The organism is Kribbella amoyensis, from assembly GCF_007828865.1.
GTDB lineage: Bacteria > Actinomycetota > Actinomycetes > Propionibacteriales > Kribbellaceae > Kribbella > Kribbella amoyensis.
In genome coordinates this window covers 662,699-684,375 of the sequence record NZ_VIVK01000002.1, presented here as the reverse complement: position 1 = coordinate 684,375, position 21,677 = coordinate 662,699, and the positions used below count along the sequence as shown (strand labels likewise).

At 70.8% G+C, this 21,677-nt stretch carries 22 protein-coding genes; 8 read left to right on the top strand and 14 right to left on the bottom strand.

All coding sequences use genetic code 11. The annotated features are described in order from the left end of the window. Positions 1-9 precede the first annotated feature (9 nt). Both FB561_RS33395 and FB561_RS33390 read right to left on the bottom strand, forming a co-directional pair. Positions 10-468, bottom strand: coding sequence for a tripartite tricarboxylate transporter TctB family protein (locus tag FB561_RS33395; RefSeq protein WP_238335278.1), 459 nt, complete (start codon positions 466-468; stop codon positions 10-12). Between the two features lie 14 nt (positions 469-482). Next, positions 483-1,490, bottom strand: coding sequence for a Bug family tripartite tricarboxylate transporter substrate binding protein (locus FB561_RS33390; RefSeq protein WP_238335277.1), 1,008 nt, complete (start codon positions 1,488-1,490; stop codon positions 483-485). 112 nt (positions 1,491-1,602) lie between these two features. Here FB561_RS33390 and FB561_RS33385 point away from each other — a divergent pair, with 112 nt between their 5' ends. The 3 genes from FB561_RS33385 (at position 1,603) to FB561_RS33375 (ending at position 4,899) form a co-directional block, all read left to right on the top strand. Further along, positions 1,603-2,523: a LysR substrate-binding domain-containing protein gene (locus FB561_RS33385; RefSeq protein WP_145814014.1), complete on the top strand. Its 921-nt coding sequence runs from the start codon at positions 1,603-1,605 to the stop codon at positions 2,521-2,523. A 139-nt stretch (positions 2,524-2,662) separates the two neighbouring features. Beyond that, complete coding sequence (gene kdgD / locus FB561_RS33380; RefSeq protein ID WP_145814013.1) at positions 2,663-3,574, top strand: 5-dehydro-4-deoxyglucarate dehydratase; 912 nt, start codon at positions 2,663-2,665, stop codon at positions 3,572-3,574. 2 nt (positions 3,575-3,576) lie between these two features. After that, a complete protein-coding gene (locus FB561_RS33375) occupies positions 3,577-4,899 on the top strand; it encodes an enolase C-terminal domain-like protein (protein WP_202880983.1) in 1,323 nt (440 codons plus the stop codon). 1 nt (position 4,900) lies between these two features. Here the strand turns inward: FB561_RS33375 and FB561_RS33370 are convergent, their stop codons facing one another. From FB561_RS33370 to FB561_RS33355, 4 genes are all read right to left on the bottom strand, one after another. Then, positions 4,901-5,716: a tetratricopeptide repeat protein gene (locus FB561_RS33370; RefSeq protein WP_238335276.1), complete on the bottom strand. Its 816-nt coding sequence runs from the start codon at positions 5,714-5,716 to the stop codon at positions 4,901-4,903. 199 nt (positions 5,717-5,915) lie between these two features. After that, positions 5,916-7,754 carry an NAD-binding protein gene (locus tag FB561_RS33365; protein ID WP_145814010.1) on the bottom strand — a complete coding sequence of 613 codons (1,839 nt, stop codon included), beginning with the start codon at positions 7,752-7,754 and terminating at the stop codon, positions 5,916-5,918. Further along, a complete protein-coding gene (locus FB561_RS33360) occupies positions 7,675-9,348 on the bottom strand; it encodes a coenzyme B12-dependent isobutyryl-CoA mutase large subunit (RefSeq protein ID WP_145814009.1) in 1,674 nt (557 codons plus the stop codon). Before FB561_RS33360 ends, FB561_RS33365 begins: the two co-directional genes overlap by 80 nt. Before the next feature lie 166 nt (positions 9,349-9,514). After that, entirely contained in the window at positions 9,515-10,015 is a 501-nt protein-coding gene (locus tag FB561_RS33355; protein WP_145814008.1) for a MarR family winged helix-turn-helix transcriptional regulator, read from the bottom strand. A gap of 29 nt (positions 10,016-10,044) precedes the next feature. On the opposite strand from FB561_RS33355, the gene FB561_RS33350 reads away from it, so the two are divergent. Both FB561_RS33350 and FB561_RS33345 read left to right on the top strand, forming a co-directional pair. After that, the gene (locus tag FB561_RS33350; RefSeq protein ID WP_145814007.1) at positions 10,045-10,491 is read left to right on the top strand and encodes a DUF4231 domain-containing protein; all 447 of its coding nucleotides are present in this window, start codon (positions 10,045-10,047) and stop codon (positions 10,489-10,491) included. Between the two features lie 36 nt (positions 10,492-10,527). Next, complete coding sequence (locus tag FB561_RS33345) at positions 10,528-11,274, top strand: maleylpyruvate isomerase family mycothiol-dependent enzyme (protein ID WP_145814006.1); 747 nt, start codon at positions 10,528-10,530, stop codon at positions 11,272-11,274. A 13-nt stretch (positions 11,275-11,287) separates the two neighbouring features. Here FB561_RS33345 and FB561_RS33340 read toward each other — a convergent pair whose 3' ends face one another. The 8 genes from FB561_RS33340 to FB561_RS33310 form a co-directional block, all read right to left on the bottom strand. After that, positions 11,288-11,758, bottom strand: coding sequence for a carboxymuconolactone decarboxylase family protein (locus FB561_RS33340; RefSeq protein ID WP_145814005.1), 471 nt, complete (start codon positions 11,756-11,758; stop codon positions 11,288-11,290). A 73-nt stretch (positions 11,759-11,831) separates the two neighbouring features. Further along, positions 11,832-12,692 (bottom strand): sigma-70 family RNA polymerase sigma factor, encoded by an 861-nt coding sequence (locus FB561_RS33335; protein WP_145814004.1) that lies wholly within the window; start codon positions 12,690-12,692, stop codon positions 11,832-11,834. Between the two features lie 67 nt (positions 12,693-12,759). After that, positions 12,760-13,476, bottom strand: coding sequence for a PH domain-containing protein (locus FB561_RS33330; RefSeq protein ID WP_145814003.1), 717 nt, complete (start codon positions 13,474-13,476; stop codon positions 12,760-12,762). Positions 13,477-13,575: 99 nt separating this feature from the next. Next, positions 13,576-13,734, bottom strand: a complete 159-nt coding sequence (locus FB561_RS38075) for a hypothetical protein (protein ID WP_170284919.1) — start codon at positions 13,732-13,734, stop codon at positions 13,576-13,578. A gap of 302 nt (positions 13,735-14,036) precedes the next feature. Further along, entirely contained in the window at positions 14,037-14,993 is a 957-nt protein-coding gene (gene meaB, locus FB561_RS33325; RefSeq protein WP_145814002.1) for a methylmalonyl Co-A mutase-associated GTPase MeaB, read from the bottom strand. Between the two features lie 21 nt (positions 14,994-15,014). After that, complete coding sequence (locus tag FB561_RS33320; protein ID WP_145814001.1) at positions 15,015-16,232, bottom strand: acetyl-CoA C-acetyltransferase; 1,218 nt, start codon at positions 16,230-16,232, stop codon at positions 15,015-15,017. A 43-nt stretch (positions 16,233-16,275) separates the two neighbouring features. Continuing rightward, on the bottom strand, positions 16,276-17,646 hold the full coding sequence (locus FB561_RS33315; RefSeq protein WP_145814000.1) for an AMP-binding protein: 1,371 nt from the start codon (positions 17,644-17,646) through the stop codon (positions 16,276-16,278). Beyond that, positions 17,646-18,497, bottom strand: a complete 852-nt coding sequence (locus FB561_RS33310; RefSeq protein ID WP_202880982.1) for an SDR family NAD(P)-dependent oxidoreductase — start codon at positions 18,495-18,497, stop codon at positions 17,646-17,648. Before FB561_RS33310 ends, FB561_RS33315 begins: the two co-directional genes overlap by 1 nt. 68 nt (positions 18,498-18,565) lie before the next feature. On the opposite strand from FB561_RS33310, the gene mce reads away from it, so the two are divergent. The 3 genes from mce to ccrA all read left to right on the top strand — a co-directional run bounded on the left by mce (position 18,566) and on the right by ccrA (position 21,479). Continuing rightward, positions 18,566-19,003, top strand: a complete 438-nt coding sequence (gene mce / locus FB561_RS33305; RefSeq protein WP_145813999.1) for a methylmalonyl-CoA epimerase — start codon at positions 18,566-18,568, stop codon at positions 19,001-19,003. Positions 19,004-19,119: 116 nt separating this feature from the next. Further along, positions 19,120-19,989, top strand: coding sequence for a sensor histidine kinase (locus FB561_RS33300; protein WP_238335275.1), 870 nt, complete (start codon positions 19,120-19,122; stop codon positions 19,987-19,989). 158 nt (positions 19,990-20,147) lie between these two features. Then, positions 20,148-21,479: a crotonyl-CoA carboxylase/reductase gene (gene ccrA / locus FB561_RS33295; protein WP_145813997.1), complete on the top strand. Its 1,332-nt coding sequence runs from the start codon at positions 20,148-20,150 to the stop codon at positions 21,477-21,479. Positions 21,480-21,677: the final 198 nt, after the last annotated feature.

Sequence of the window (21,677 nt, the reverse complement as noted above, 5' to 3'; positions counted from 1 at the left end):
GCCACCCCCTCAGATCAGCCGCGGCAACGGGATCCGGAGCAGGATCACGAAGACGACGTAGAAGGCGACGACGGTCAGCACGCTGATCACGATCGACGACCGCCAGGACTCCTTGCCCAGGACCCGCAACCAGCAGAAGGTCAGCAGCAAGGCCGGGATCTCGAACCCGATCAACGGCAGCGCGATCGCGAGCAGGACGAGCGTGACGACGGCGAGCGCGGTCTGCACACTGGACCGGGTGAACCGCTCGGTGTCGAGCGCGGACCGCCCGGTGAACGCGAGCACGATCGACAGCACGGTGATCACCACGCTGATGACGAACGGCCACAGCCCGGGACCGGGCGCGGTGAGCTGCCCGAGCCCGAGCCGGACCGAGCCGATCAGCCCGGCGACGCCGATCCCGGTGGCCACCACGGCCGCCGCGAGCTGCGACCTCGGACCGGCCGGCGCGGGCCGGTCGGTCTCCATCGAGGTCTCCATCGCTACGCGGCACCCAGCTTGATGCCGTACTGCTGGATCTGCGCCTGGTACTTCTTGGTCGCGTCCGCCAGCATCTTCTGCACCTCGGCCGGCGGGACCTCGACCGGGGTGAGGAAGTTCGCCTCGTTGAACTTCTTGTAGGCGTCCGTCCCGTACGTCTTCTTCGCCGCCTCGAGCAGCTTGCCCTTCACGTCCTCGGGCGTGCCCTTCGGCGCGGTCAGGAAGCGGTACTGCGACACCACCACGTCGTACCCCTGCTCCTTGGCGGTGGGCACGTCCGGCAGGTACTTGATCCGGTCCGGCGAGAACACCGCCAGCGGGACGAGCTTGCCCGCCTTCACGTTCTCGATCCCCTCACCCAGCTGGAAGGTGGCGACGTCGACCTGCCGGCCGAGCAACGCGGTCATCGCCGGCGCGCCGCCGTCGAACGGCACGTCGGTGGCGGGGATCCCGGCCACCTTGAAGGTCAGCGCGGACGCGAGCTGCGCCCCGGTCCCGACCCCGGTGGTGCCGTACTTGATGTTCTTGCCCGCCTTCTTCAGGTCGGCGATGGACTTGAACCCGGAGTCGGCGTGCGCGGCGAGCATGTAGTCGTCCTGCGACACCCCGCCGATCAGGTCGAAGCTGTCCAGCTTCACCGCCTCGGCCGCGGACACGGCCAGCGGGGTGATGGTGAACAGGGACGCGTTCTGGACGGCGATCTTGTACCCGTCGGCCGGTGCGGCCTGTAGTTCCTTGGCGTTCAACGCGCCGTTCGCGCCGGGCTTGTTCACCACCGGCACCGAGACGCCCAGCTCCTTGCCGAGGCCCTCCGCGATCGCCCGGGTGATCAGGTCGGTACTGCCACCAGGCGAAGCACCGACACTCATCTGGATGTTCCCGGTCGGGTAGTCACCCTCACCGCTGCCCGACGACGTCGTCTTGACCCCGCCGCACCCGGCCACCAACGCGGTGACCGTGAAGCCCGCCGCGGCCAGCACGACGGTACGGCCGATCTGTCCGGATCTCACCTTGTGTTCCCTCCTTCGGACCCCGTGGAGCGAATGAATCCGTGGAGCGTATGAGGGGGCTGTAATGCCAGTCCAAGGCCGTTTGGGTATTGAGTGATACCTTCCGTGAATCATGTTCTCGCTCGACCAAGTCAGCGCGTTCGTCGCCGTCGCCGAGGAACTGCACTTCGGCCGGGCCGCCGAACGGCTGCGGATGACCCAGCCGCCGCTCAGCCGGCAGATCCAGAAACTCGAACGCGCCGTCGGCGCCAAGCTGCTCGAGCGGGACAACCGCCGGGTCGAGCTGACCGAGGCCGGCCGCGCCTTCCTGGACGAGGCACGCCGGCTGCTCGCGTTGGTGGACACGGCCGGCGACCTGGCCCGCCGGGTCGACCAGGGCGCGGCCGGGACGTTGCGGCTCGGGTTCACCGCTGCCTCCGCGATCCGTACGCTCGGCCCGTTGCTCCGCCGGCTCTCCGACGCGCTCCCCGGCGTCGACGTGATCCTGCACGAGCGGGTCACACCGGCCCAGGTCGACGCCCTGCGCCGCGGCGAGCTCGACCTCGGACTGGCCCGGCCGCCGTTCGACTCCGAGCTGCTCGACTCCTTGGTGGTGTTCCGCGAACCGCTGATCGCGGTCGTGCCCAGCGACCACCGGCTGGCCGGGCTCCGGCGGCCACTCCGGCCGAGCGACTTCTCCAACGAGCGGGTGATCAGCTACTCCCCCACCCAGGCGCGGTACTTCCACGAGCTGACCGTGCGCTTCCTGACCAACGCGCATCCGCGGATCGACGAGCAGGTGCAGCAGATCCTCACCGTCGTGCTGCTGGTCGCCGCCGGTCGCGGGATCGCCCTGGTCCCGGCGTCCGCGCGGACCCTGGGGATCGAGGGCGTCCGGTACCGCGATCTCGTCGACGGCGGCAGCGAGTCGGTGGCCGACGCCGAGGTCCCCGGGCTGCCGGTCGAGCTGCACGCGATCTGGCCCCGGGACGCGGCCGGCCCGTTGCTGCGCCGGGTGCTCGCCCTGTTCGACGACCTGCCGTCCACAGGCTGATCGAACGATGCTCTGAGGGCATCACTGCATACAGAACAGGTCTTGGACAGGCATCGCTACGGCTTTCTACCCTTTCGGCATCCCGACTCCCCCGGCGCTCCGCGGAACCCGCGGCCCCCGACCAAAGGATCCGTACAGCGTGACGCTAAGCCCCGACGCCCTCGCCGCCCGGCTCAAGACCGGCCTGTTGTCCTTCCCGGTGACCGCCTTCGCCGCCGACCTCAGCTTCGACGAGGCCGGGTACCGTGACCACCTGGCCTGGTTGAGCCAGTACGACGTGGCCGGGTTGTTCGCGGCCGGCGGGACCGGTGAAGGGTTCTCCCTGACCACGGCCGAGATCGACCAGGTGGTCCGCGCCGCCGTCTCCGAGGTGGCCGGCAAGGTCCCCGTCCTCGCCCCGGCCACCGGTGGGACCGCGACCGCGATCGGGCAGGCCCAGGCCGCCGAGGCCGCCGGCGCCGACGGCCTGCTGCTGTTGCCGCCGTACCTCACCGAGGCGGGCCAGGACGGCCTGGTCGAACACGTCTCGGCCGTCTGCCGCAGTACGAACCTCGGCGTGATCGTCTACAGCCGGGCGAACGCGATCCTCGACGACGTGTCCGTGGCCAAACTGGCCGACCGGAACCCGAACCTGGTCGGCTTCAAGGACGGCGTCGGCAACATCGAGATGATGACCCGGATCTACGCCCGGATCGGCGACCGGCTCACCTACATCGGCGGGCTGCCGACCGCGGAGACGTTCGCGCTGCCGCTGCTGCAACTCGGGGTGAGCACGTACTCGTCGGCGATCTTCAACTTCGTCCCCGAGTTCGCGCTCGGCTTCTACCGCGACGTCCTGGCCCAGGACCGCGACACCGTGTACCGCAAGCTGAACGACTTCGTGCTGCCCTACCTGGACATCCGGGACCGGCAGAAGGGGTACGCGGTGTCGATCGTCAAGGCCGGCCTGACCGCGATCGGCCGCCCGGCCGGCCCGGTCCGGCCGCCGCTGCAGGACCTGACCGCCGCCGAGCTGGCCCAACTGGTTGCCCTCATCAACAAGATCGGCTGACGATGACTCCCACCATCTCCTCCGTCGAGGTCGTCCCGGTCGCCGGGTACGACAGCATGCTGCTCAACCTGAGCGGCGCGCACGGCCCGTACTTCACCCGCAACGTGGTGATCCTGACCGACAGCGACGGCAACACCGGACTCGGTGAGGTCCCGGGCGGCGAGAAGATCACCGCGACGATCGCGGAGGCGGCCGACCTGGTCGTCGGGCAGGACCTGGCCCACTACCGGCAGGTGCTCCGCTCGGTCGCGCGGCAGTACGCGGACCGGGACTCCGAGGGTCGTGGTCTGCAGACGTTCGACCTGCGGACCACCGTGCACGCGGTGACCGGGCTGGAGAGCGCGTTGCTCGACCTGCTCGGCCAGCACCTCGGCGTACCGGTCGCGGAGTTGCTCGGGGACGGACAACAGCGTGACAGCGTCCCGATGCTCGGATACCTCTTCTACGTAGGCGATCCGGGCGCGACGAACCTGCCGTACCGCACCGGTGACGGGGACGGAGATCGCTGGTCGAAGCTGCGCCGGCAGGAGGCGCTGACCCTGGAGGCCGTGGTCGCGCTGGCCGAGGCGGCGCAGGAGCGGTACGGGTTCACCGACTTCAAGCTCAAGGGCGGCGTCCTCCCCGGGGAGCAGGAGCTCGCCGCGGTCACGGCGCTCGCCCGGCGGTTCCCGGAGGCGCGGATCACGCTCGACCCGAACGGCGCCTGGCTGCTCGCGGACGCGATCGAGCTCTGCACCGGCCGCGGCGACGTGCTCGCGTACGCCGAGGACCCGTGCGGCCCGGAGGACGGGTACTCGGGCCGCGAGACGATGGCCGAGTTCCGCCGGACCACGGGCCTGCGGACGGCGACGAACATGATCGCGACGGACTGGCGGCAGCTCGGCCACGCGATCCGGGCCGAGGCGGTCGACATCCCGCTCGCCGACCCGCACTTCTGGACGATGAGTGGGTCGGTCCGGGTGGCCCAGCTCTGCGAGGACTTCGGCCTCACCTGGGGCTCGCACTCGAACAACCACTTCGACATCTCGCTGGCGATGTTCACCCAGGTCGGCGCCGCGGCGCCCGGCGAGATCACCGCGCTGGACACGCACTGGATCTGGCAGGACGGCCAGGCCCTCACCACCGACCCGCTACGGATCAGCGGCGGCCGGGTCGAGGTCCCCCGGGCGCCGGGGCTCGGCGTCACGCTGGACCGCGACGCCCTGGGAACCGCGCACGAGCTGTACCTCAGCCAGGGCCTGGGCGGCCGCGACGACGCGGCCGCCATGCAGTACCTGGTCGACGGCTGGACGTTCGACCCGAAACGCCCTTGCCTCGTTCGATGATCTAGAACAGCGCCGTCATCAGCCGGCGGCGGGCGCTCGTCACCCGCTCGTCGTCGGCGCCGACCACGTCGAACAGCTCCAGCAGGTGCAGGCGGACGGTGTTCCGCTCGTCGCCCGCGGTCTGCTGGATGGTCCGGATCAACCGGTCGAACGCGTCCTCGACGTGTCCACCCATCAGGTCGACATCGGCGACCAACTGCTGCGCCTCGATGTCGGCCGGGTTGTCAGCCGCCCTGGTCCGCACGTCCGCCGGCACGTCGCGGGTCCGCTGCACCAGTTGCGCCCGGGCCAGTCCGACCTTCGCCTCGGCGTCGGCCGGGTTCTCCTTCAGCAACGCCTCGTACGCCGCGATCGCGCCGTCCAGGTCACCGGCGGCCAACGCGTTCTCGGCCGGCTCGTACCGCGGGTCCGGCTCGGGCTCGGCCTCCGCGTCGGCAGCCGGAGCGCCCGGGCCGACCGGCTCGGCGCGCCCGGTGATGCCGTTGGCAACGGCCACGGTGAGCAGCTGCTCGAAGTACTGCCGGGCCTCGTCGTCGCCGACCGCGCCCTGGAACAGCGGCACGACCTGGCCGCGCAGTACCGCGATCACCAGCGGCACCGTCTGCACGCCGACCGCCTGGGCCAGCTGCGGGTTCGCGTCGATGTCGACCCGGACCAGCAGGAACTTGCCGGCGTTCTCGTCGGCCAGCCGGGCCAGGATCGGGCCGAGCGCCTGGGACGCCTGCGACCGCGGCGACCAGAACTCGACCACCACCGGGTGCTGGACCGAGCGCTCGATCACGTCGGCCTGGAAGGTCGCCTCGCCCACGTCGAGCACGTACGCACCGCCGGCGCTCGGCGCCCCGGGTCCTCCGGCCGGAGGTCCACCGGCTGGTCCTGCTCCGGCGGGTCCACCAGGACCGCCGGCCGGACCGGCCGCGGGCGGCCTGCGCAGGGACGAGAGATCGATCGCTCCGGGTCGGGAGAAGTTCGGCTGGCTCACCGCTGACCCCGCCTTCCGGTCACTACGTCACGGTTCATGGTCCTATCCTCCCCGACCGCCCCGGCCGATGGGGAGCGCGGGTCGCCAGCAGCAGTCTGGCCAGCCCGCTGCGGGTGCCGGCGACCGCGATCCGGACGCCCTCGGCCAGTGACTGCTCGAAGTCCGGGGTCCAGTCCCACTCGGCGCCGTCCTGCCGGGCCAGCACCCGCAGGCCGCCCGCCTCGTCCAGTTCGCCGAGCCGCTTGCCGACCGCGACCGAGTCGCGCTCGACGGTGACCTCGGTGAGCAGCAGGACGCGGCGGCCGGCCGACACGGTCGTCTGGCTGCGCCGGTTCGCCACCGCGGCCGCGATCGCCGGCGCCACCAGCATCGACACCGACCGGCTGGACCCGAGCCCGAGCTGCCGCTCGACCCGCTGGGCCAGATCGTGGTCGAACATCCGCATCGTGATCCGGGCCTGGTCGTTCAGGTCCCGGATCACCATCGCGGTCTCCAGGTTCGTGATGTCGCCGTCGGTGAGGGCCAGCACCGCCTGGGCCCGGTGCGCGCCCGCCGACCGCAGCGTCTCCTCCTGGCTGCTGTCGCCCATCACCACCGGGATCCGCAGCCGGTGCGCGGTCTGGACGCCGGGCGCCTCGTCGTCCTGCTCGACCCCGACCACGGCGACCCCGCGCTCGGCCAGGATCTCCAGCACCCGGGCCCCGACCGTCCCGAGGCCGCAGACGATCACGTGGTTGCGGGGCCGGCCGCGGACGCCGCCGATCACCCGGGACAGCCGGGCCCCGATCAGCGAGTCGACGATCACCGCGGTGAGCAGCGCGACCAGCACGATCCCGGTGAGCTGGACGATCACCCCACCGACCTTGGCCCACGGTTCCGCGTCGGCGAAGACGTCGTCCTCGATCCCGGCCGAGGTGACCGCGCCCAGCGCGAGGTACAACGCGCGCCACCAGGGCACCCCGGCGATGTAGTGGGTCAGCCCGGTCCCGATCAGGACCAGGCCGGCCATCACCGCCGCGATCACCCGGACCCGGCGGTCGAGGACGTCCCTGGTCGCCATCACCCAGCCGGTCCGCCGGACGTCGCGGCGCCGCCAGACGTTGCGCATCCCGAGTCCGAGCACCACGTCCCCGGTCGGATCCGTACTGGACGCCGGCAGCAGGTCCGGGGTGGCGGACGAGGTGGCGTCGGCCAGGACGGTGACGGGTTCGCGGATCAGGTCGGCCGGGCCCGCGACCATCCGGCGGCCTCCGAGCTCCAGCCAGGTGAGCTCGTCGTCCTCCAGCGCGTCGGCCACGAACGCGGGAGCCGCCAAGGACGGTCCCGAGATGACCACGCAGTCACCCAGCAGCGAGTGCAGCTGGGCGCCGAGTCGTGGGTTCACCATCTGCACGATGATCCGCAGGTCGGGATCCATCTCGCGGGCGGTCAACGCGGTGTGGACGTTGTGCACGTCGTCCGCGTCGAGCAGCACCAGCGCCCGCGCGGTCGACGGTTTCTTGCCGTCGGCGTCGATCCCGGCGCGGCGCAGGATGGACTCGCTGACCACCCGGACGCCCATCACCTGGGCGCCCAGTTCGCCGATCCGCTCGAAGTGCCGCGAGGCCGGGTTGACGACCGCGGTCACCTGCTCGCCGGAGCCGACCAGCTCGGTGACCACCCGGAGCATGGTGCGATCGGAGCCACAGACAACGACCCCGCGATCGTCCGGGGTCGTGCTGGTCGTTGCCTCGTCGACCTGGGTCGAGGCCCGGCCGCGCCGTCGCCCCGGGGTCGCCGCCTTCGGGGTGGCCTCAGAACCGGGCGGGCTCTCGGTACTCGCCCCATTCGTCCCGAAGAACGTGACAGATTTCCCCCATCGTGGCTTCCGCACGCACCGCCTCCAGCATGGGTTCGATCAAGCCGCCGGTCCCTCTGGCCGCCTCGACCAGCGCGGTTAGCGTACGACGCACACGGTCCTCGTCGCGTTGCGCTTTGCGCGCCGCGAGCACCCGGCACTGCTCGATCTCCACCTCATGGCTGACCCGGAGGATCTCCAGCTCCCCCGCGACGGTGTCGGTCAGCGTGTTCACGCCGACGATCTTCTTCTCGCCCTTCTCCAGCTTCTGCTGGTACTCGAAGGCGGCGTCGGCGATCTCGGCCATGAACCAGCCCTCCTCGATGCCGTGCAGGATGCCGCCGGTCATCGAGCCGTCCGCGCTCATCTCCTGGATCCGGGCGAAGATCTGCTCGGCCTCCGCCTCGATCGCGTCGGTCAGCGCCTCCACGTACCAGGACCCGCCGAGCGGGTCGGCGACGTTGGTGACACCGATCTCCTCCATCAGCACCGACTGGGTCCGCAGCGCGATCTCGGCCGACTCCTCGGTCGGCAGCGCCAGCGTCTCGTCGAGTGCGTTGGTGTGCAGCGAGTTGGTCCCGCCGAGCACGGCCGCGAGCGCCTCGACCGCGGTCCGGACCACGTTGTTGACCGGCTGCTGCGCGGTCAGCGACACCCCGGCGGTCTGGGTGTGGAACCGCAGCCACTGCGCCTTCTCGGTCTTCGCGCCGTACACGTCGCGCAACCACCGGGCCCAGATCCGCCGGGCCGCGCGGAACTTCGCGATCTCCTCGAAGAAGTCCAGGTGGCTGTCGAAGAAGAACGACAGCCCGGGCGCGAACACGTCCACGTCCAGGCCCCGGCTCAGCCCGAGCTCGACGTACCCGAACCCGTCGGCGAGCGTGAACGCCAGTTCCTGCGCGGCCGTCGAGCCGGCCTCGCGGATGTGGTACCCGGAGACCGACAACGGCTTGTACGCCGGGATCCTGGTCGCGCAGTACTCCATCAGGTCGCCGATCAGCCGCAGGTGGGGCTCCGGTGGGAACAGCCACTCCTTCTGGGCGATGTACTCCTTGAAGATGTCGGTCTGCAGGGTGCCGTTGAGCTTGCTCAGGTCGGCGCCCTGGCGCTCGGCGGCGACCAGGTACATGCAGAACGCGGGCACGGCCGGGCCGGAGATCGTCATCGAGGTGGTGACGTCCTGCAGCGGGATGTCGCGGAACAGCAGCTCCATGTCGGCCGCCGAGTCGATCGCGACCCCGCAGTGCCCGACCTCGCCGAGCGACTTCGGGTCGTCGGAGTCGCGGCCCATCAACGTCGGCATGTCGAACGCGACCGACAGTCCGCCGCCCCCGCCGTTCAGGATCATCTTGTACCGCGCGTTGGTCTGCTCGGCGTTGCCGAAGCCGGCGAACTGCCGGATCGTCCAGGTCCGGCCGCGGTACCCGGTCGGGTAGAGCCCGCGGGTGAACGGGTACTCCCCCGGCCAGCCGATCCGCTCCATCCGCGGGTCGTCGTACCCCTCCGGCGGGCCGTACACCGGGGCCACCTCGGACCCGGACAACGTGGTGAAGTCCGCCTCCCGCTTCCGCGCGGCGTCGTACCGCTGCTGCCACCGGCTCCGGCCGTCGGCGATGCCCTGCGCGTCCATCACGAACCTCCGTTGGTCGACCTGCCCCCCAAAATACTAGGACGTCCTACTAAATACCATCCCGGACGCCCAGCACTCACCAAGCTCCCGTCCACCCGCACGGCGGCGCTCCGGCCAGCTGGAGCCGCGGGCCGGTGGAGAGGTTGGTGAGTGCGGGGCGTCCGGGTCAGAAGTCGCCGGCGTTGTGGCGGAGTGGCTCGAGCACGGACCAGAGCATCTTCAGCTGGTCGTCGGTCAGGCCGCGCAGGGCGAAGTCGGCGGCGACCAGGTCGGCGGTGGCGCGTTCGACCAGCTCGCGGCCGGCGGGGGTGATCTCGCAGAGCACCGCGCGGCCGTCGTCGGGATGCGGGGTCCGGGTGACCAGACCGGCCGACTCCAGCCGGCGCACGATCGAGGTGACCGAGGTCGGGTGTACCTGGAGCCGCTCGCCCATCTTGCCCAGCGGCAGCGAACCGCGGCGGGAGAAGGTGAGCAGCACCAGCGCCTCGAACCGGGCGAAGCTCAGCCCGTGCCCACGCAGGATCTCGTCGAGCTCGCCGATGACGATCTGCTGGGCCCGCATCAGCGAGGTGACGGCCCGCATCTGCTCGACCGCACCCCAGCGCCGCCCCCACTGCCGGGACGCCTCGTCGATCGGGTCGAACGGCAACGGTTTCTTCCTCGCCATGACCGGAAGGTTATCTACTGTGACTGCCCATGGCAGGTTCATCCGACCCGGACTTTCCCGCGCTCGGCGAAGCGGTCGCCGCCGAACGCCTGATCGGCATCCGCTTCCGGTGGTACTCCCGGCAGGCCCGGCGCACCCGAGCCGCGTACCTGGGCCTCGGTCTGGTCCAGCTCGTGGCCGCGTTGCTGATCGCGCTGTCGGTCGCCCTGGACGTCCCCGTCTGGTTCGCCCCGGCGCTCGGTGGCGCGATCGCCCTGGCCGAGGGCGTCCGCACCTTGTTCGGTCTCCGGGACGAGTACCCGACGTACCGGCGGACCGCCGAGGACCTGCGCAACGAGGCGTGGCTGTACTCCCAGCGCGCCGGCCGGTACGCGGAGGCGGCCGATCCGGCGTCGTTGCTCGCCGAGCGCGTGGTCGAGCTCAGCACCACGGAAACCGCGCACTGGGCGAGCGCGGTGCGGGAGCGGAGTACCTGATTTCGCCCTGTCGGTGGGACCTGCCATGCTCGCCGCATGCCACTGCCGCCGGAGCGCGCCGCGTTCTACCTCGCTCACCTGACCTCGGACTCCGACCGGCTCGCCGAGGTGGCCCGGCTCGGGCTGACCGCGGCCGTTCCGAGCTGCCCCGGCTGGACCGTCGACGACCTGGTCCGCCATGTCGCGACCGTCTACCTGCACAAGGTCGAGGTACTCCGGACTGGCCGACGGCCCGACCCGTGGCCGCCGGAGCTGACCGGCCGCGGCACCCTCGACCTGTTGACCGAGTCGCGGGACGCGGTCGTCGCCGCCCTCACCGAGGCCGGGACGGACAAGCCGACCTGGACGTTCTTCCCCGGCGACCAGACATCCGCCTTCTGGTACCGCCGGATGGCGCTGGAGACCGTGGTGCACCGGGTGGACGCCGAGCTGGCGCACGCGGTGCTGGCCCCGGTCGACAAGGACCTCGCCGTCGACGGGATCGACGAACTGCTGGTCGCGACGCTCGGCGGACCCTGGTGGGAGGACGGTGACACCGAGCACCCGGTCGACGCCGCGGTCCGGATCACCACGAACGGCAACTCCTGGACCGTCAAGCTCACCGCGACCGCCGCCGAGGTGACCGCGGGCTCGGACGGTGACGTCGACGCCGAGATCTTCGGCGAGCCGGCCGCCGTGTACCTGTGGCTGTGGGGCCGTGCCGACCACAGCGTGGTCCAGCTCGCCGGCGACGAGTCGGTGGTGGAGGAGTTCCACCACCGCCTCGCCGAGTGCACGACCTGACCGGCCTGGCCGGTCAGTGCAGCTGGCCGACCTCGTAGTTGCCGCCGACCTGGCGGGTCATGACGTTGAACCGGTTGAACGCGTTGATCAGCGCGATCTGCGCGACCAGCGCCATCAGCTGCTCTTCGTCGTAGTGCTTGGCCGCGGTCTCCCACACCTCGTCGGAGACGCCGCTGCCGTCGGCCAGCCGGGTGCCGTGCTCGGTCAGTTCGAGCGCGGCCCGCTCGGGCTCGGTGTACACGGTCGTCTCCCGCCAGGCGCCGACCAGGTTGATCCGCAGCGCCGTCTCGCCGGCGTGTTCGGCCTCCTTGATGTGCATGTCCAGGCAGCCCGAGCACCCGTTGATCTGACTGGCCCGGATGTTCACCAGCTGCGCGGTCGTCGCCGGCAACGCCGTCCCGGCGACGACCTTGTGCGCCGAAACCATGTACTTCGCGAACTTCGGGAAGAAGTCGGTGCCGAAGGGGTTGATACGAGCCTGCATGAGAGGTCTCCCTTTGCGTCCGTCCTGGGGTTGTACTCCCTTGGACGAGAGCGCCGGACCAGAGGTAACAGCTCTACCGCAATCCCATCTCGGCAAGGCGTTCCGGGTCGCTCACCGACACGATCCCGACGATCCGGTCGTCGACGATCGTGCACGCCATCACGCCGAGCAGCTCGCCGTCCGCCCGGAAGACCACGACGCCCGGTTCGCCGTTGACGAGTGCGGGACGCGCGTCGGCCGTGGCCCGGGCACCACGCTGCGCCCGGACGGCGACCTCGGCCGCGCCGATCCGGACGACCTCACCCCGCGAGGTGTGCGAGTGCCAGGTGACCTCGGGGTCGAGGACACGCAACAGGCCCTCGAAGTCACCCTGCCGGGCGGCCGCGAGGAACGCCTCGACGACCGCACGTTTCCGCGGCTCGTCGGTGGGCCGGTCGGTGTCCTGGACCTTGCGCCGGGCCCGGCTGGCCAGCATCTTGGTGGCATCCTCGGAGCGGCCGATGATCTGACCGATCTCCGCGAACGGCACCGCGAACATGTCGTGCAGGACGAAGGCCAGCCGCTCGGCCGGCCGCAGGGTGTCGAGCACGACCAGCAGAGCGAGCCCGACCGAATCGGCCAGCAGCGCGTCGTCCTCGGGCTTGCCGGCGTCCTCGATCACGACGACCTCGGGGACGTCGTCGTACGAGGCCTCCGGGTGGGCCTTGCGCGAACGCAGCACGTCGATGCAGACCCGGCCGACCACGGTGGTGAGCCAGCCGTTCAGGTTGCCGATCGATGACGCGTCCTGCCGGGCCAGCCGCAGCCAGGCCTCCTGGACCGCGTCCTCGGCGTCCGCACGCGACCCGAGCATCCGGTACGCCACGGAGATCAGCCGCGGCCGCTGCGCCTCGAAGGTCGCGACCAGCGCGTCGTCAGGCCCGGTTCCGGTCATGGTGTCACCTTCCTCGATCGATCACCGTCATTGCTACGACGGGATCGCCGGGACGAAGGTAACGGGGTCAGTCGTCGTGGTCCTGGTCGGACCAGTTGCCGCGCTCGCTGTTGAAGATCGACTTCGTCCCGCCGCCGGCGACGCGGGTCTGGACCGGGGCCGGGCGCGGGATCGTGGTGGTGACTTCCTGGGCGGAGTCCATCCCGATCGGGCCGGTGCCGTCGTCGTCGGTGTCGTCGTCGTCACCCTGGACGACGTCGACGCTGGCCGAGGCGCGCAGGCCGGTGCGCTGGATGACGCGCTGGATGGTCAGGTCACGGTCGTCGGGCCGGCTGACGAACTTGATCTCGCGGAAGCCCTGGTCCTGCGCGGCGGACTCGAAGATGAAGTGCCCGTATCCGAAGACGCGACCGACGAGCGGCTTGGCCAGGGTGATGTCGAGGATCCGGGCGATCGGGGTGGTCGCGACGGTCTGGGAGAAGACGCCGCGGATCCGCATCACCCGCATGTTGGTGACGACGAACCGGTCCCGGTGCTGGGTGAGGAACTGCCAGAACGCGTGCCCGAGCAGCACCAGCACGATCGCCAGCAGCACCACCCCCGCGCCGGGGGTCTGCCACAGCATCACCGCCAGCAGCGCGGCCGCGAGGAAGACCTCGAGCATCGGAACGATGAACACCACCCAGTGATGGCGTACCTCGTCGATGACGACCTCGCCCTCGTCCGAGATCAGATGCCGCCGGACCTTCGGGTCGAAGATCCGGAACAGGCCTATTCCGGCCATCCACTCACTCCCCTGTTCACCCCGCTGTCGGCCCCTCGGCCACGTCTACAGCCAAGTGTCCCGCACGATCTCTCGCGACGGGACACTCGACACCAAGACTCAGTTGAACAGCGCGGTGAGGAAGGTGATGACGCTCTGGAAGCCGTCACCGACGGCCGAGAACGCACCTCCCACGGCGTCAGCGGCACCTGCCGGCTGGGTGAAAAGATAGAACCCGGCAAAGGCGATGACCGACCAGATCAACAGCTTCTTCGGCATGCCACCACTCCTCGTTCTCAACCTACGGTCGACAGTGTTGTATCACGGATAGTCACCGATTGTCACTGACTGAACACAGCCCACCGCACAATGCTCACCAGCTACAAGACCCATTCTGTAACGGATGGAGGGCCACGGCAGAACCCGGCGCGCCGCCGTGAGACGCACATCGCCCCCTCGGCCACTCGACACGCCGATCCTGCCCGATTCCGGCACCGTCACACCGACGGGCGTTGTTGTGACAGAGCGTGTCGATCTGTCACAGCGACGGCCCTCGACGGACCGAGCACAGAGCGTCGCGATCAGAGCGCCGAGATCAGCTCGTCGGCCGCGGAGTACGGGTCGGTGTCGCCGGTGACCACCTTCGCGGCCAGTACGTCGAGCCGGGCGTCGCCGTGCAGGTGGGCGAACCGGGACCGCAGCGCCGTCATCGCGATCGCCTCGATCTCGTCCCGGGCCCGGCTCCGGCGGCGCTCGTCCAGGACACCGTTCGGCTCCATCCAGGCGAGCCGGTCCTCGATCGCGGCGACCACCTCGTCGACGCCCTCGTTCCGGCTGGCCACGGTCTTCAGGATCGGCGGCGCCCAGGCACCCTCCGGCCGGTCGGCCAGCGCCAGCATCGCGCGCAGGTCCCGGGTGACGTTCTGGACGCCGTCGCGGTCGGCCTTGTTCACCACGTAGATGTCGCCGACCTCGAGGATGCCCGCCTTCGCGGCCTGGATGCCGTCGCCCATCCCCGGCGCCAGCAGGACCAGCGTGGTGTCCGCCATCCCGGCGATCTCCACCTCGGACTGGCCGACGCCGACCGTCTCCACCAGCACCACGTCGAACCCGGCCGCGTCCAGCACCCGCAACGCCTGCGGGGTCGACCAGGACAGCCCGCCGAGGTGACCGCGGGACGCCATCGACCGGATGAACACCCCGCTGTCGGTCGCGTGGTCCTGCATCCGGACCCGGTCGCCGAGCAGCGCGCCGCCGGAGAACGGCGACGACGGGTCGACCGCGAGCACGCCGACCCGCTTGCCGGTCTTGCGGTACGCCGAGACCAGCGCGGACGTCGACGTGGACTTCCCGACCCCGGGCGATCCGGTGATTCCGATGATGTGCGCGCGCCCCGCGTGCGGGGCGAGGGCGGCCATCACCTCCCGGAGCCGGGGCGACTGGTCCTCCACCAGGGAGATGAGCCGCGCGACGGCCCGGGACTCCCCGTCCCGGGCGCGCTCGACGAGTTCGGCGACGGGTGCGGTACGGCGTGGCATCAGGTCAGTATCGGCGCGCCGTCAGCCGGCCGTCGGTACCTTGACGATCAGCGCGTCGCCCTGGCCACCGCCACCGCAGAGCGCGGCCGCGCCGACCCCGCCGCCCCGGCGCTGCAGCTCGAGTGCGAGGTGCAGGACCAGCCGGGCACCGGACATGCCGATCGGGTGGCCGAGCGCGATCGCGCCGCCGTTCACGTTCACCTTGTCCTGATCCAGGTTGAGCTCGCGGCCACTGGCGATGCCGACCGCGGCGAACGCCTCGTTGATCTCGACCAGGTCGAGCGTGGCCGGGTCGATGCCCTCCTTGGCGCAGGCCTTCACGATCGCGTTGGCCGGCTGGCTCTGCAGCGACGAGTCCGGGCCGGAGACGGAGCCGTGCGCGCCGATCTCGGCGATCCAGCTGAGCCCGAGCTCCTGTGCCTTCGCCTTGCTCATCACGACCACGGCACAGCCGCCGTCGGAGATCTGCGAGGCCGAACCGGCCGTGATCGTGCCGTCCTTGCCGAACGCGGGCCGCAGCTTGGCCAGCGAGTCCACGGTGGTGTCGCCGCGAATGCCCTCGTCGGTGTCGACGACGAGCGGGTCGCCCTTGCGCTGCGGGACCTCGACCGGGACCACCTCGTCGGCGAAGACGCCGTTCTTCCAGGCTTCCGCGGCCAGCTGGTGCGACCGGGCGCTGAACTGGTCCTGCTCCTCGCGGGTCAGCCGCAGACCGTCCGCGTTCGCCTGGTCGGTCAGCGATCCCATCGCCTGGTCGGTGAACGCGTCCCAGAGCCCGTCGTAGGCCATCGAGTCGACCAGCGCGGTGTCGCCGTACTTGAAGCCCTCGCGCGACTTCGGCAGCAGGTGCGGCGCGTTCGTCATCGACTCCATCCCGCCGGCCACCACGATGTCGTACTCGCCGGCCCGGATCAGCTGCGACGCCAGCGCGATCGCGTTCAGCCCGGACAGGCAGACCTTGTTGACGGTGATGGCGGGGACGTTCATCGGGATGCCGCCCTTGACCGCGGCCTGGCGGGCGGTGATCTGGCCGCCGCCGGCCTGCAGGACCTGGCCCATGATCACGTACTCGACCTGGTCCGGCGCGAGGCCGGCCTTGGCCAGCGCGCCCTGGATGGCGAAGCCCCCGAGCTCGGCGCCGGTGAAGCCCTTGAGGCCACCCAGCAGCCGCCCGATCGGGGTTCGCGCACCGGCGACGATGACGGTTTCGTTCTGCGAACTACGCGCGGCGTCAGACATGTTTGTCACGATACCTGCGGGGACACTGGTACGCGCCTGTCGATCAGGTCACACGCCGCGCCGGTTTGCCGGTCGAGGTGATCGGCACCACGGCCACGCAGCGCACCGACCGCGGCACCTTGTGGCGGGGCAACCTGGTCCGCGCGTAAGCGAGCAACTCGTCCACGTCCACGGGCGATCGCAGCACCACCGACGCCGCCAGCCGGGTCCCGTACTCCTCGTCCGGTACGCCGTCCACCCGCGCCTCCGCGATCGCGGGATGGGCCAGCAGCACGTCCTCCACCTCGGCCGGGAAGACGTTCTCGCCACCGGTCACGACCATCGCGTCGGACCGCCCGGCCACGAAGAACCGCCCGGCCGTGTCCTGGTACCCGAGGTCGCCGGAGTCCGCCATCCCGCCGAGCCGCGCGCGCCGTCCGCCCCCGGCGTACTGGGCGAACTCCAGCCGGCTCGCGATGCACAGGTGCCCGATCTCCCCTGCCCGCAAAGGGTTTCCGGCCTCGTCGAGGACGGCGACCCGGATCCCGGCCGCGGGTCGCCCGATCGTCCCGGGCGCCGCCGCGAGGTCGTCCGGGGTCGCGATCGTCGACCAGCCGTCCTCGCTCGACCCGTACAGGTTGAACAGCACCGGCCCGTACGCCGAGACCAGCCGCGCCGCGACGGCGGGATGCAGCATCCCGGCCCCGCTGACCACGGCCGCCGGCTCGGCGCGACCACCCGCCCGCTCGATCTTGGCCAGCACGGGCGGTACGCCGACGAGGACGCAGCCGGGATGCGTACCGACGTAGTCCGCCACCTCGGCCGGGTCCCGCAGCAGCACCACCGGCATCCCGAAAGCCAGCCCCACCGCGAGGAACCCGAACCCGAACCCGTGGAACAACGGCGGCGTCACCACCAACGGCGACCCCGACCGCAACGGCAGCCGCCGGACCAGCGTGCTCACCGGGATCCCCTGCGTCGACCGCACTCCCCCGCGTTCGACACCCTTCGCGGTCCCCGTACTCCCCGACGTGAGCAGGATGACCTGGCCCCGTTTTCCGCGCCTCGGTCCCAGCTCTACCTGGGGCGCCGGGGTCCGTGGATCGAGCAGCACCACATCGGCGTTCCCGCGCAGTCCGGCGGCGACCTCGACGACGAACGAGCGCGAGTCCGGCTCGTTCACCGTCCACCGCGGTTCGTCGATCTCCGCGGCCCGGCGATCGACCAAGTCGTCCAGCTCCGCACAACTCACCGGTCCTTGCGCGTCGACGATCGCGGTCTCCTCCGGACGGCGTCGGGCCGCGATCCCGACCAACGCGCTGAAGGTCAGCCCGTCCCGGCGGAGAACGCTTTGCACACCAGGCCGCCAAACCGGGACGGCACCGAGCAGCCGCGTCAGGCCCACGGTCACGTCCACCGCCGCCGCGCGTCGCATCACCGGCTCCGCAGCATCCGGAGCACCCGGGCCTGGGCCGCCTCATAGGGGCCCTGGGCAACGTTAGCGAGCGCCGCCGCCGGTCGTGCCCACCACGGCACCAGCAGCCGCGGCCGGCGGACCAGCGCGCGCCCGATCACCTCCGCCGCCGCCTCCGCGGTCAGCCCGGGGACCCGTGGGTGGTACGTCGGCGCGCTCATCGGCGTGTGGACCAGGCCGAAGTGGATCGAGGTGGTCGCCACCCCGTCGACGCGGATCTCCGGGGCCACGCACCGCAGCCAGGCCTCGAACGCGGACTTGGACGCGCTGTACACGGCCCACTCGGCGAGCGGGAGGTCGACGTTCAGCGTGCCCACGTTGACGACATGACCGTTGCCCTGGGCCCGCATTCCGGGGAGCAGGCCGGACAGCAGCCGGACCGGGCCGAGGTAGTTCACCGCGTTCGTCCGGGTCACGTCGTGGAACCGGTCCACGGTGTCGGCGAGCGACCTGCGGATCGACTTGCCCGCGTTGTTCACCACGACGTCCACCCGGCCGTGCTCCGCGAGCACGCCGGCGACCAGCCGATCCACCGACTCGGGATCAGCCAGGTCGACCGGGTACGGCACCGCCGTACCGCCTCGTGCCGCGATCCGTTCGGCCACCTCGGCCAGCCGATCACCTCGCCGGGCCGCGAGCAGGACCGTCGCCCCGGCCGCGGCCACCAACTCGGCCGTCCGCTCGCCGATCCCGGACGACGCACCGGTCACCAGGACCACCCGGCCGCCGACGGCCGATTCCAGCCGTGCCGGGTCGACCCGCGCCCATCCGGGCCCGAGCAGCCGGCGGTACATCTCGTTCTGCAAAGCCATCGGATCGTCCAGTGTCGCATCGGCCACTTTCGATGGCATTCCGTCCGGGGACGAGACACTCTGGCGGCATGGAGCAGCGGACCGCCACCGAGACCTTGTTCGAGGCCATCGACCATGTCGGCATCGCCGTGGCCGACTTCGACGAGGCGGTGCGGTTCTACGCGGAGACCTTCGGGATGACGGTCGCGCACGAGGAGGTCAACGAGGAGCAGGGCGTCCGGGAGGCGATGCTCTCGGTGGGCGACTCCGGTTCGTCGATCCAGCTGCTCGCGCCGCTGTCCGAGGACTCCCCGATCGCGAAGTTCCTGGACCGCAACGGCCCCGGCGTCCAGCAGGTCGCGTACCGGGTCCGGGACCTCGACGCGGTGTCGGCGACCCTGCGGGACCGGGGCGCGCGACTGCTCTACGAGGAGCCGAAGCGAGGGACGGCCGGATCGCGGGTGAACTTCGTCCATCCGAAGTCGGCCGGCGGCGTCCTGGTGGAACTCGTCCAGCCCGCTCGCTGACAGACGGTGAAATCGGCCGCAAAAACCATCCGCAGACGGTTACCACCGGTGAGACTCGGAGTTACTGTGGTGCGGTGCTGATCGACAGCGCTTCTGATTCTCGCCAGCAGGGGCCCGTGGGGTTCGAGCACGACGCCTTCGTGTATTCCGACGACGACGACTTCCTCGACCAGGCGGCACCGTTCCTTCATCGCGGCCTGACGGCCGGTGAGACCGTCGTCGCCGCCCTGCCGGAGCTCCGCAACGACCTGCTCCGTGGCGCGCTGGGACGACGCGCGGACCAGGTGATCTACGTCGACATCGCCGACGTCGGCCGCAATCCGGCCCGGATCATCCCGCTCTGGCGCGCCCTGCTCGACCAGGCGCCGGGGATCCCGCTGCGCGGCCTCGGCGAGCCGGCCTACCCGGGCCGGTCCGCGGCCGAGCTGGACGAGGCGATCCTGAACGAACTCCTGCTCAACGTGGCCTTCGGGCGAGCCCGGTCGTTCCGGCTGCGCTGCCCGTACTCGGCCAAGGTCGACGCCGATCCGGCCGGCCTGCACCCGTCGACCGACGCCACCCGCGCCGCGGCCGCGACGACGTTCTGTACGCCATTGTCGCCGGTTCCGCTCGGCGCGGTCCGGATGCCGTTCGGGCTGGCCGACCTCGGCGAGATCCGGCAGACCCTCGAAGCCCAGGCCCGGCCCCGCGGTCTCGACGGCGACCGGCTGGACGACCTGACCCTGGCGCTGCACGAGATCTGCACGAACAGCATCCGCTTCGGCGGCGGCCGCGGGCGGCTGTCGCTATGGGCCGAGGGCGGGATGCTGGTCTGCGACGTCGCCGACCACGGCCGGATCGACGACCTGCTGGTCGGCCGGGTACTGCCGCCCACCGACCGGCTCGGCGGCCGCGGTGTCTGGATGGCCAACCAGCTCTGCGACCTGGTCCAGGTGCGCTCCGGCGGCAGCGGGACCCAGGTCCGCCTGCACGCCGTCCTGCGCTGACATCGAAAGCCAACGTCGCGATAAGACCACTGATCCCGGTGGACTGGAAAAGTGACGGTCGTCTCAACGGCCGCGAACTGTGTCACAAGGCACAGCCAGGACGGCATACTCGTCGGTAGATTCCGCTCACCCCGACCGCCGTTCCTGGAGGTTTTGACGTGAAGCAGATCCTCGACGCGATCCTTGCCGGTGACAGTGCCGCCGTCGGCGGGCTGGAGGTACCGGACCACTACCGCGGGATGACCGTGCACGCCGAAGAGGCGGACATGTTCGAGGGTCTGACCAGCAAGGAGAAGGACCCGCGCAAGAGCCTGCACCTGGACGACGTGCCGACCCCCGAGCTCGGCCCGGGCGAGGCGCTGGTCGCGGTGATGGCGAGCGCGATCAACTACAACACGGTCTGGACCTCGATCTTCGAACCGGTCTCCACGTTCGCGTTCCTCAAGCGGTACGGGAAACTCTCGCCGTTGACCGCCCGCCACGACCTGCCGTACCACGTGGTCGGCTCGGACCTGGCCGGCGTCGTGCTGCGGACCGGGCCGGGCGTGAACGCGTGGAAGCCCGGCGACGAGGTGGTCGCGCACTGCCTGTCGGTCGAGCTGGAGTCCCCCGACGGGCACAACGACACGATGCTCGACTCGGAGCAGCGGATCTGGGGGTTCGAGACCAACTTCGGCGGTCTGGCCGAGCTGGCCCTGGTCAAGTCGAACCAGCTGATGCCGAAACCGGGCCACCTCACCTGGGAGGAGGCCGCCTCGCCGGGCCTGGTGAACAGCACGGCGTACCGGCAACTGGTGTCGGCCAACGGGGCGAACATGAAGCAGGGCGACGTGGTGCTGATCTGGGGCGCGTCCGGCGGCCTCGGCTCGTACGCGACCCAGTTCGCGCTGAACGGCGGCGCGGTCCCGGTCTGCGTGGTGTCGTCGGAGGAGAAGGCGGAGATCTGCCGGGCGATGGGCGCCGAGCTGATCATCGACCGGTCCGCGGAGGGGTACCGGTTCTGGATCGACGAGCACACCCAGGACCAGAAGGAGTGGAAGCGGCTCGGGGCCCGGATCCGCGAGCTGACCGGCGGCGACGACCCGGACATCGTCTTCGAGCACCCGGGCCGGGAGACGTTCGGTGCGTCCACCTTCGTCGCGCGCAAGGGCGGCACGATCGTCACCTGCGCGTCCACCTCGGGGTACATGCACTCCTACGACAACCGGTACCTGTGGATGAACCTGAAGCGGATCATCGGCTCGCACTTCGCCAACTACCGGGAGGCGTGGGAGGCCAACCGGCTGATCGCGAAGGGCATGATCCACCCGACCGTGAGCAAGGTGTACCCACTGGAAGAGACAGCCCAGGCGGCGTACGACGTGCATCGCAACCTGCACCAGGGCAAGGTCGGCGTCCTCACCCTGGCCCCGACCGAGGGCCTCGGCGTCCGCGACGAGCAACTCCGCGCCCGCCACGTCGACAAGATCAACCGCTTCCGCAACCGCTGACCCGCGCGACCGCGGATCCCCACCACTCACCAACCCGGTCGCGGAGGTGTCCGCGCGCGCTCGGCAGGCGTGGATCGGGGCCGCGTCCGGGGTTGGGGAGTGGTGGGGATCCGGTCCGGCGGAGCGTAGTGTCGATCGCACTCCCGGTTAGGTGGGTGGGCCTGAGTTCTGACAGGCTTACGCTGGGGGATTCACACG

What these genes read in the sequence shown, in the direction of transcription:
- FB561_RS33385 (WP_145814014.1), top strand. Translation starts at nt 1,603, where the DNA reads ATGTTCTCGCTCGACCAAGTCAGCGCGTTCGTCGCCGTCGCCGAGGAA.
- FB561_RS33340 (WP_145814005.1), bottom strand. Translation starts at nt 11,758, where the DNA reads ATGCAGGCTCGTATCAACCCCTTCGGCACCGACTTCTTCCCGAAGTTC.
- FB561_RS33395 (WP_238335278.1), bottom strand. Translation starts at nt 468, where the DNA reads ATGGAGACCGACCGGCCCGCGCCGGCCGGTCCGAGGTCGCAGCTCGCG.
- FB561_RS33375 (WP_202880983.1), top strand. Translation starts at nt 3,577, where the DNA reads ATGACTCCCACCATCTCCTCCGTCGAGGTCGTCCCGGTCGCCGGGTAC.
- meaB (WP_145814002.1), bottom strand. Translation starts at nt 14,993, where the DNA reads ATGCCACGCCGTACCGCACCCGTCGCCGAACTCGTCGAGCGCGCCCGG.
- FB561_RS33330 (WP_145814003.1), bottom strand. Translation starts at nt 13,476, where the DNA reads ATGGCCGGAATAGGCCTGTTCCGGATCTTCGACCCGAAGGTCCGGCGG.
- FB561_RS33320 (WP_145814001.1), bottom strand. Translation starts at nt 16,232, where the DNA reads ATGTCTGACGCCGCGCGTAGTTCGCAGAACGAAACCGTCATCGTCGCC.
- mce (WP_145813999.1), top strand. Translation starts at nt 18,566, where the DNA reads ATGGAGCAGCGGACCGCCACCGAGACCTTGTTCGAGGCCATCGACCAT.
- FB561_RS33335 (WP_145814004.1), bottom strand. Translation starts at nt 12,692, where the DNA reads ATGACCGGAACCGGGCCTGACGACGCGCTGGTCGCGACCTTCGAGGCG.
- FB561_RS33345 (WP_145814006.1), top strand. Translation starts at nt 10,528, where the DNA reads ATGCCACTGCCGCCGGAGCGCGCCGCGTTCTACCTCGCTCACCTGACC.
- FB561_RS33350 (WP_145814007.1), top strand. Translation starts at nt 10,045, where the DNA reads ATGGCAGGTTCATCCGACCCGGACTTTCCCGCGCTCGGCGAAGCGGTC.
- FB561_RS33315 (WP_145814000.1), bottom strand. Translation starts at nt 17,646, where the DNA reads ATGCGACGCGCGGCGGCGGTGGACGTGACCGTGGGCCTGACGCGGCTG.
- FB561_RS33355 (WP_145814008.1), bottom strand. Translation starts at nt 10,015, where the DNA reads ATGGCGAGGAAGAAACCGTTGCCGTTCGACCCGATCGACGAGGCGTCC.
- FB561_RS38075 (WP_170284919.1), bottom strand. Translation starts at nt 13,734, where the DNA reads ATGCCGAAGAAGCTGTTGATCTGGTCGGTCATCGCCTTTGCCGGGTTC.
- FB561_RS33360 (WP_145814009.1), bottom strand. Translation starts at nt 9,348, where the DNA reads ATGGACGCGCAGGGCATCGCCGACGGCCGGAGCCGGTGGCAGCAGCGG.
- FB561_RS33310 (WP_202880982.1), bottom strand. Translation starts at nt 18,497, where the DNA reads ATGGCTTTGCAGAACGAGATGTACCGCCGGCTGCTCGGGCCCGGATGG.